The organism is Streptomyces sp. NPDC054841 (assembly GCF_053611045.1).
Map to the genome: position 1 here is coordinate 1 of NZ_JBSGZO010000386.1, position 8,249 is coordinate 8,249.

The 8,249-nt window shown below is 70.7% G+C and carries 9 protein-coding genes; 5 read left to right on the forward strand and 4 right to left on the reverse strand.

Annotation, left to right across the window (positions count from 1 at the left end):
- Positions 1-155 precede the first annotated feature (155 nt).
- Positions 156-1,517: a glutamine synthetase family protein gene (locus tag ACWGI8_RS33990; RefSeq protein WP_453666887.1), complete on the reverse strand. Its 1,362-nt coding sequence runs from the start codon at positions 1,515-1,517 to the stop codon at positions 156-158.
- Between the two features lie 142 nt (positions 1,518-1,659).
- Here ACWGI8_RS33990 and ACWGI8_RS33995 point away from each other — a divergent pair, with 142 nt between their 5' ends.
- The 3 genes from ACWGI8_RS33995 (at position 1,660) to ACWGI8_RS34005 (ending at position 3,495) form a co-directional block, all read left to right on the forward strand.
- Entirely contained in the window at positions 1,660-2,076 is a 417-nt protein-coding gene (locus tag ACWGI8_RS33995) for a hypothetical protein (protein WP_453666889.1), read from the forward strand.
- Between the two features lie 85 nt (positions 2,077-2,161).
- Positions 2,162-2,800 carry a DUF3105 domain-containing protein gene (locus ACWGI8_RS34000; protein ID WP_453666890.1) on the forward strand — a complete coding sequence of 213 codons (639 nt, stop codon included), beginning with the start codon at positions 2,162-2,164 and terminating at the stop codon, positions 2,798-2,800.
- Positions 2,797-3,495, forward strand: a complete 699-nt coding sequence (locus ACWGI8_RS34005) for a DUF305 domain-containing protein (RefSeq protein WP_453666892.1) — start codon at positions 2,797-2,799, stop codon at positions 3,493-3,495. Before ACWGI8_RS34000 ends, ACWGI8_RS34005 begins: the two co-directional genes overlap by 4 nt.
- A gap of 137 nt (positions 3,496-3,632) precedes the next feature.
- Here ACWGI8_RS34005 and ACWGI8_RS34010 read toward each other — a convergent pair whose 3' ends face one another.
- Positions 3,633-4,070 (reverse strand): DUF5990 family protein, encoded by a 438-nt coding sequence (locus ACWGI8_RS34010; protein WP_453666894.1) that lies wholly within the window; start codon positions 4,068-4,070, stop codon positions 3,633-3,635.
- A 153-nt stretch (positions 4,071-4,223) separates the two neighbouring features.
- Between ACWGI8_RS34010 and ACWGI8_RS34015 the strand changes: the two genes are divergently transcribed.
- On the forward strand, positions 4,224-4,643 hold the full coding sequence (locus tag ACWGI8_RS34015) for a CBS domain-containing protein (RefSeq protein ID WP_453666896.1): 420 nt from the start codon (positions 4,224-4,226) through the stop codon (positions 4,641-4,643).
- Here the strand turns inward: ACWGI8_RS34015 and ACWGI8_RS34020 are convergent.
- Entirely contained in the window at positions 4,564-5,514 is a 951-nt protein-coding gene (locus ACWGI8_RS34020; RefSeq protein WP_453666898.1) for an alpha/beta fold hydrolase, read from the reverse strand. The genes ACWGI8_RS34015 and ACWGI8_RS34020 overlap by 80 nt on opposite strands.
- Positions 5,511-6,191 (reverse strand): DUF998 domain-containing protein, encoded by a 681-nt coding sequence (locus ACWGI8_RS34025; protein ID WP_453666900.1) that lies wholly within the window; start codon positions 6,189-6,191, stop codon positions 5,511-5,513. Before ACWGI8_RS34025 ends, ACWGI8_RS34020 begins: the two co-directional genes overlap by 4 nt.
- Before the next feature lie 353 nt (positions 6,192-6,544).
- Between ACWGI8_RS34025 and ACWGI8_RS34030 the strand changes: the two genes are divergently transcribed.
- Positions 6,545-8,206, forward strand: coding sequence for a multicopper oxidase family protein (locus ACWGI8_RS34030; RefSeq protein WP_453666902.1), 1,662 nt, complete (start codon positions 6,545-6,547; stop codon positions 8,204-8,206).
- Positions 8,207-8,249 lie beyond the last annotated feature (43 nt).

The following is an 8,249-nucleotide window of genomic DNA, read 5'->3' on the forward strand; positions in this document are numbered from 1 at the left end:
ACGCGCGGCAGCGGCTGGAACAGGAGTGCAAAGCGAAAGTGCCTGCTGCCCTGCCATGCCGCTGGGCCGGGACGCCTCCGGGCCGACGGTCGGTGACCGTCGGCCCGGAGTGTCGTTCAGGCTCAGTACCTGCGCTGACCTGCGCTGACCTGCGCTTACAGCACCGGCAGGTTCTTCCGCAGCTCGAAGGCCGTGACCTCGGAGCGGTACTCCTCCCACTCCTGCTTCTTGTTGCGCAGGAAGAAGTCGAAGACATGCTCCCCGAGCGTCTCGGCGACCAGCTCGCTGCGCTCCATCAGCGTGATCGCCTCGCCCAGGTTCTGCGGCAGCGGCTCGATGCCCATCGCGCGGCGCTCGGCGTCCGACAGCGCCCAGACGTCGTCGTCGGCGCCGGCCGGGAGTTCGTAGCCCTCCTCGATGCCCTTGAGGCCCGCGGCGAGCAGGACCGCGTAGGTCAGGTAAGGGTTGGCGCCGGAGTCGATGGAGCGGACCTCGACGCGGGCGGAGCCGGTCTTGCCGGGCTTGTACATCGGGACGCGGATCAGGGCCGAGCGGTTGTTGTGGCCCCAGCAGATGTACGAGGGGGCCTCGCCGCCGGAGCCCGCGGTGCGGGCCGAGCCGCCCCAGATGCGCTTGTACGAGTTGACCCACTGGTTCGTGACGGCCGAGATCTCCGCGGCGTGCTTGAGCAGGCCGGCGATGAAGGAACGTCCCACCTTGGAGAGCTGGTACTCGGCGCCCGACTCGTAGAACGCGTTCCGGTCGCCCTCGAAGAGGGAGAGGTGGGTGTGCATACCGGAGCCGGGGTGCTCGGAGAACGGCTTCGGCATGAAGGTGGCCTGGACACCCTGCTCCAGCGCGACCTGCTTCATGACCAGGCGGAACGTCATGATGTTGTCGGCGGTCGACAGCGCGTCCGCGTACCGGAGGTCGATCTCCTGCTGGCCGGGCGCGCCCTCGTGGTGGCTGAACTCCACGGAGATGCCCATGGATTCCAGCATCGTGATGGCCTGGCGGCGGAAGTCCATCCCGACGTTCTGCGGCGTGTGGTCGAAGTAGCCGGAGTTGTCCGCGGGGGTGGGGCGGGTGCCGTCGAGGGGCTTGTCCTTCAGCAGGAAGAACTCGATCTCGGGGTGGGTGTAGAAGGTGAAGCCCAGGTCCGAGGTCTTGGCCAGGATCCGCTTCAGCACGAAACGCGGGTCGGCGAAGGACGGGGAGCCGTCGGGCATGAGGATGTCGCAGAACATCCGGGCCGTGCCGGGGGCCTCCGCGCGCCAGGGCAGGATCTGGAAGGTGCCCGGGTCCGGCTTGGCGATCATGTCGGACTCGTAGACCCTCGCGAAACCCTCGATCGCGGAGCCGTCGAAGCCGATGCCCTCGTCGAAGGCCTGCTCCAGCTCGGCGGGTGCCACGGCGACCGATTTCAGGAAACCGAGCACGTCGGTGAACCACAGGCGTACGAACCGGATGTCGCGCTCCTCGAGCGTGCGGAGCACGAATTCCTGCTGCTTGTCCATGAGCCACATCCTTGCAGTTCAGACGGCCTGTGCACCACCGCCAGGGCGTAGAAGGAATCTTCAGTATCACGACCCGGGGTTTCGCCCAGATTACGCACCCCGTATGACATGCGGCACGCTCCCGCCACTACCATCTCCGCCCATGGGGGGCCTGCGGCACTACCGCATCGCGCGCACCGCGCGTCCCATGGCGCTCGCGAGCGCCGTGGCGACGCTCCTCGCCGCGCTCTTCATCTGCCTGGGCCAGGCGGGCACCGGCGCGGCCACGGGTACCGCCGAGGGAGCGCACGGCGCCGGCACCGGCGCCCACCGGGTGCTCACACCGGCGTCCACCACCCCGTCCGACGCCGAGTACAGCTGTCCCTACGACCGGGGCGACTGCGGCCTCTTCCGGCATCTCAGCCCCGCCGTGCTCACCGCCCCGCCCCTGGACGGCCCCCTCGACAGTGCCGGACTGCCGCCCGGCCCCGCCCGGGCACACCAAGCCGCCCGGGTGCCGCGCACCGGAGCCCTTCCCCGGGCTCCGGATCTCCACGTCCTTCAAGTGCTGCGGACATAACAGGACCGCTTTCCGCCGAATCCGCCCCCAGGGCGGGCTGTCCCTGTTCCCAGACGCACCTGACGCAGAAGAAGGACGAAGAAATATGGCTACCAGGACGAACGACCGCCGGGCCCGTATAGAGGAGATGCGCCGGGCCGAGCAGGCCCGCGAGCGCCGCAACCGCATCATCACGATCTCGGTCAGCGGCCTCGTGGTCGCGGCTCTCGTCGGTTTCGGTACGTACGCACTGAACAAGGAGGGCGAGAAGAAGGAGCAGGTGGAGGCCGCCGCCAAGGCGCCGATCAAGGACGAGAAGTCCTGGGACGCGAAGAAGCTCGGCCGCAATCACGTCAAGACGACGGTGACGTACCCGATGAAGCCGCCGGTCGGCGGTGACCACCACCAGGCGTGGATGAACTGCGACGGCAACGTCTACGACAAGGCGATCCCCGATGTGAACGCCGTGCACTCGCTCGAGCACGGAGCGGTGTGGGTGACGTACAACGACAAGGCCCCGGCCGCCGACGTGAAGACGCTGAAGGACAAGGTCGGCAAGACCCCGTACTCGCTGATGAGCCCGGTGAAGGACCAGTCCGGGCCGATCATGCTCAGCGCCTGGGGCAAGCAGGTCACGGTGAACGGCGCGGACGACCCGCGGGTGGACCAGTTCTTCACCAAGTACGTGCAGGGTGCGCAGACGCCCGAGCCGGGTGCCGCGTGCACGGGCGGGCTGAGCGCATGACCCCGAAGCCGACCGGGACGCACTGGGCCGCGATCACGGCCGTCGTGCTGGCACTGCTGTTCGCGGGCGCGGCCACGGTCGCGTCCGCGGGCGGGGACGGTGCCACGGACGGCGGCAAGGAGACGGCGACGGCCCCCGGGGCGGACTCCCCGGAGGCCGGCTTCGCCCGCGACATGGCGGTCCATCATCAGCAGGCGGTGGAGATGTCCTTCATCGTCCGGGACCGTACGCAGGACGAGGAAGTGCGCAGACTCGCGTACGACATCGCCAACACGCAGGCCAACCAGCGGGGCATGCTGCTCGGCTGGCTGGATCTGTGGGGGCTGCCGAAGGTCTCGGCCGGAACCGGGCCGATGGCCTGGATGAAGTCCGCCGAGGGTGGTCACGGGGGGCACGGCGGCCATGACGGGCATGGCGGGCACGAGGTCCGGGACGGCTCGCTGATGCCCGGGATGGCCACCAGGACCGAGCTGGCGCAGCTGGCCGAGGCGAGCGGCAGGCAGGCGGAGATCCTCTATCTGCAGCTGATGACCGACCACCACAAGGGCGGCGTCGCGATGGCCAAGGGCTGCGCCGACCTGTGCACGGTGGACACGGAGAAGAACCTCGCCCAGGGCATGGTCGACGCCCAGCAGTCCGAGCTGGACCTGATGGCCGACCTGCTGAAGAAACGCGGCGCCGCGCCCCGGAGCTGAAGCCGGACCGGTGCGGAGCCGGCACAGCCGGCACAGCCGGCACAGCTGGCACAGCTGGACGGCAGCACTCCGGTCCGGGCCGCACCGGTCCAGGCCGGCCCGGACCGGGACTGGCCCGGACCGGTACCGGTACCGGTTCAGCCTCCGCCCGCCCCGGCGCGCCACAGCACCCGGGGCGGGCGGACCGCCGCACACAGCGGCAGTCCGTGGCCGTCGGTCAGCCCGAGCGTCGCCTCGGCCGCACCCGCCGCCACCAGCTCCGCCGGAATGTCCGCGAAGAACAGCTTCGCCCGCCGGAACATCGTGAAGGTGCCTCCCGCCGGCAGTTCGCCCCAGGTCAGATAGAGGAACCGCTCGCCGCGTCGCCCCTGTACACAGGGCCCGCGGAAGTCGGTCGTTCCGTCGGGCGCCTCGACGATGTCGGCGGTAATGTCGAATACGGCTTCCTCGGCGTCCGCCGGGACCAGCTGATCGGGTTCCCTGCCCCGCTGCGTACCTACGTGCACGTCGGAGAAGTCTCCGCAGTCGCGGCCGGGCAGGTCCCGGCCCGTGATGCGCAAGAGCAGCCGGGCCATCGGAAGGCTCCTTCCCACCCGTTCGGCGGAACCGGGTGACATCGGTGGCATCGGGTGGTACTGGGCAGCATTGGGTGGTACTGGGCGACATCGGGCGAGATCGGGTCGCGTGGGCCGCACCCAGGAGGTACGAACCCAGGAGGTACGAACTCCATGACCATCGCCAAGGACATCATGCATCGCGGGGCCCAGTGGATCCCGTCGCACGAGACGCTCGACCGCGCCGCGCAGCTGATGCGCGAACTGAATGTGGGTGCACTGCCCATCGCCGATGCCGATGAACGGCTCTGCGGCATCCTGACCGACCGTGACATCGTCGTGGGCTGTGTGGCCATGGGCCATGACCCCTCGAAGATCACCGCGGGCGACATGGCCAAGGGCACCCCGCGCTGGATCGACGCGGAAGCGGATGTGGACGAGGTGCTGCACGAGATGCAGGACCACCAGATCCGCCGGCTGCCGGTGATCGAGAACAAACGCCTCGTGGGAATGATCAGCGAGGCCGATCTGGCCCAGCACCTGTCGGAGGACCAGATCGCGTCGTGGGTCGAGCAGGTGTATGCACGGGGTTGACCCGCTCCTCCCCCGGCATCAGGACCGCCCGGGCCACCGCGTCCGGGCGGTCCAGCATGATCAGGTGGCTCGACGGTTCGACGACCTCGAAGCGGGCGTCCCCGAGCCGCCGGGCCAGCGCGCGCTGCCGCTCCAGCATGCGCAGCGCGAACCGCCCACCGCCGCCGTTGTATGCGGCGAGTACGGTCACCGGAACCCCGTCCGGGAGCGGGAATCGCTCGCGCAGGGCGAGCAGTTCGGCGGCGACCGCCTTGTAGTGGGTGTTCTCCAGCAGGGCTCCCTGCATCACGCGTGCGGTGCCGTAGCAGCGGCGTACGAGCGCGGCGGGGGCCGGGTCGCCGCCGCTCGTACGGGAGAGCCGGACCATGGCGCGCCGGGTGAGGGGGCCGAGCGCGGCGGGCGCGCCCACGGCGGTCAGTGCCGTGCCGACGCCGCGCGCCACGGCCGTACGGACCGCGGGGGCGGCGGGCACCCGCGCATGCTCCTCGACGCTGGAGTCGACCAGCACGATGCCGGCCGCACGGGCGGGGTGGAGGCGGGCGAACGCCTCCGCGTGGAAGCCCGCGATGGAGTGGCCGACGACGGTGGCGGGCCCTTCGCAGCCGACCGCGTCGAGGATCGCGGCGATGCGGTGGGCCTCGCCCGCGGCGGACGGGGGTACGGCGGCCGGTCCGCTCAGCCCGTGTCCCGGCCGGTCGAAGCGGACGACGGTGCGGTGCGGCGCGAGCAGGGGGACGACGGGGTCCCAGTCGAACCAGCTCATCCCGAGGCCCGCGCTCAGCACGCAGACGGGGCCGCTGCCTTCGACGACGACGTGATGGGGTACCCCACCGATCTGTATGAAACCGCCCGACCTTGCTCCCTGCGTCATATGCCCCGCCCCTCCCGTGCCACCGAATACGCCAGTACCGCCAGCCACCCTGCCACCAGCAGTACTTGGAGCCGTTGACCGGCCCCCAGCAACCAGGCGCCGCGGGCCGTCTCGAGCGCGGCGACGGCGGCCAGGGTCCAGACGGTGGCGGCGAGTTCGAGGGCGACGAGCACCGGACCGGTCCTGGCGAGCGGCGCCCACCAGCGGTAGCGGCGGGCGGCGACGGTGAGCGCCACGATCCCGGTGACCGCGCCCAGGACCGCGAGGCTGCTGCTCCAGGCGTGGGCCGTGTGGGTGGCCGGCACGAGTCCGGCCTCCTCGCGGGCGGCACACTCGGGATCCGCCGTCGCGGCGCAGCTCAGCGGCAGCCGCGAGTCGGTGGCGGTCGCGGCGCCGAAGAGCAGCAGCCCGGCCCAGCCGACGACCGCCCAGGGGCGTTGCGGCAGCCACAGCAGGGCACAGCACGCTCCGGCGAGGACGAGCAGTCCGGCGGCCAGGTCGGTGGCACGGAACAGTCCGCCGAAGGGCTGGTCGGCGGCGGCGAGTTCACTGACGTACGCCTGGACGGGGTCGAGACCGGTGGGGAGGACCAGTTCGAGTACCCAGGCGGTGTACGCGGCGGAACCCAGCGCGATCAGCAATGCGACAACTTTGGGCATACCGATCGTTCCAGGCATCGGTGACTATGTTATGACGTGTCGTGACGAATCCGTCCGAAAACAATACCCGGCGGGGGTAGTCTGCCCGTATGACGACCGACGGAGGGCCATGGACGGGCAGTTCCTCATAGGAAGCGGGTCCGCATACGCGGCGGGTCCGCCCGGACCGGCGGCGCGGGCCTCGGCAGGCCGCGGCCGCCGCTGCCCGTAGGCCCGAATCCACCACCCCGCCGGACCGTCCCCGCCGCCCTGCCGGTGCTGCGGATGCAGGAGCGCGTCCGGCCGTCCCGTCCTGCCCGGACGGCGGTGGCAGACGCACGCCATCCCACGCTCTCCTCCTCATCCACAGCGAGGTGCACATAGTCATGCGCATGGAGCACACCCGTCAGACCTCTCACACCCGCCGCGCCCTGCTCGGTGCCGGGATCGCCGCCGCAGGATCCGGACTCCTGGCCGCCTGTTCGGGCAGCGGACCGGACAACGGCGGCCCCCAGGGGGCCCCGGGCGCCAAGCCGGAGAGAAACGGCTCGCCGGACGGCGAGAAGGCCGACCCCTCGGACACGTCGCGCGACGGGGGACGGATCCATGGCCGCACCTTCACCGCCACCCCGACCACGGTCGAGCTGGGCGGCGGGCGCACCGTCAGGTCCTGGACGTACGACGGCGAACTGCCGGGCCGGGTGGTCCGGATCACCGCGGGCGACACTCTGGCGCTCACCCTCGCCAACCATCTGCCGGAGCCGACCACGGTGCACTGGCACGGCATCGCCCTGAGCAACGACATGGACGGCGTGCCGGACGTCACGCAGCCGCCCATCAAGCCGGGCGGGACGCACGACTACCGCTTCGAGGTGCCGCACCCCGGGACGTACTGGTTCCATCCCCACATGGGCGTGCAGATCGACCGCGGGATGTACTCGCCGCTGATCGTGGACGACCCGCGGGAGCCGCTCTCGTACGACCACGAGTGGATCGTCATCCTGGACGACTGGATCGACGGGGTGGGCGGCTCCACCCCGGACGATGTCCTCGCCCAGCTCCGCAAGGGCAGGCCGGCCATGGGCCACGGCGCCGGGCAGGACGGCCACGAGCAGGACGGCCATGAGCGGGCACCCTCCGGGCCGGTGGGAGCCGGTGGCGGCGGGGTGGCGGACGGGAAGGCCCCCTCACCGTCGCCGTACCGCGGGAAGGGCCCACGACGGCTGATGACGGGCGCCACGAGCAAGCTGCTCGGCGGCCATGCGGGCGATGTCGCCTACCCGCACTATCTGATCAACGGACGCACGGCAGACGATCCCACACAGTTCAGGGCCAAGCCCGGCGACCGGATCCGGTTGCGCATCATCAACGCCGGCGGTGAATCGGCCTTCCGGGTGGCGCTCGGCGGCCACGAGCTGACGGTCACCCACACCGACGGCTATCCGGTCCGGCACCACAGGACCGACGCGCTGCTCATCGGCATGGCCGAGCGGTACGACGTGATGGTCACCGCGAAGGACGGGGTCTTTCCGCTCACCGCGCTCGCCGAGGGCAAGAGAGGCTCGGCGATGGCCGTCCTGCGCACGGGAAGCGGGCCGGCCCCCGAACCGTCCACGCGCCCTGCGGAGCTGGACCGGAAGATCCTGACGTCGGCCGCCCGCCTCCGGCCGGACGAGTCCGTGGCCCTGTCCCGGCGCCGGCCCGACCGCCTCCTCAAGCTCAAGCTGACCGGCGGCATGAAGAACTACGACTGGGGCATCGACCACAAGCCCTACGACCCGGACACGCTCCACAGGGTCGAACACGGCGAGCGGGTCCGACTGGTGATCATCAACGCCACGGACATGTGGCATCCCGTACATCTGCACGGCCACACCTACGCCCTGAACGGCGTCAACGGACGTGGTGCCCGCAAGGACACGGCGATCCTGCTGCCGCACCACAAGCTGGTGGCGGACTTCGACGCGGACAATCCGGGCCTGTGGATGCTGCACTGCCACAACATCTACCACTCGGAGTCCGGGATGATGACGACGCTCGCGTACGAGGAGTAGGGCACGCCCCGACCGTTCCGGGGAGGGGCCGAGGCCCCTCCCC

Coding starts and splice junctions, on each gene's coding strand:
- ACWGI8_RS34030 (WP_453666902.1), top strand. CDS start 6,545: ATGGAGCACACCCGTCAGACCTCTCACACCCGCCGCGCCCTGCTCGGT.
- ACWGI8_RS34000 (WP_453666890.1), top strand. CDS start 2,162: ATGGCTACCAGGACGAACGACCGCCGGGCCCGTATAGAGGAGATGCGC.
- ACWGI8_RS33990 (WP_453666887.1), bottom strand. CDS start 1,517: ATGGACAAGCAGCAGGAATTCGTGCTCCGCACGCTCGAGGAGCGCGAC.
- ACWGI8_RS33995 (WP_453666889.1), top strand. CDS start 1,660: ATGGGGGGCCTGCGGCACTACCGCATCGCGCGCACCGCGCGTCCCATG.
- ACWGI8_RS34025 (WP_453666900.1), bottom strand. CDS start 6,191: ATGCCTGGAACGATCGGTATGCCCAAAGTTGTCGCATTGCTGATCGCG.
- ACWGI8_RS34020 (WP_453666898.1), bottom strand. CDS start 5,514: ATGACGCAGGGAGCAAGGTCGGGCGGTTTCATACAGATCGGTGGGGTA.
- ACWGI8_RS34010 (WP_453666894.1), bottom strand. CDS start 4,070: ATGGCCCGGCTGCTCTTGCGCATCACGGGCCGGGACCTGCCCGGCCGC.
- ACWGI8_RS34005 (WP_453666892.1), top strand. CDS start 2,797: ATGACCCCGAAGCCGACCGGGACGCACTGGGCCGCGATCACGGCCGTC.
- ACWGI8_RS34015 (WP_453666896.1), top strand. CDS start 4,224: ATGACCATCGCCAAGGACATCATGCATCGCGGGGCCCAGTGGATCCCG.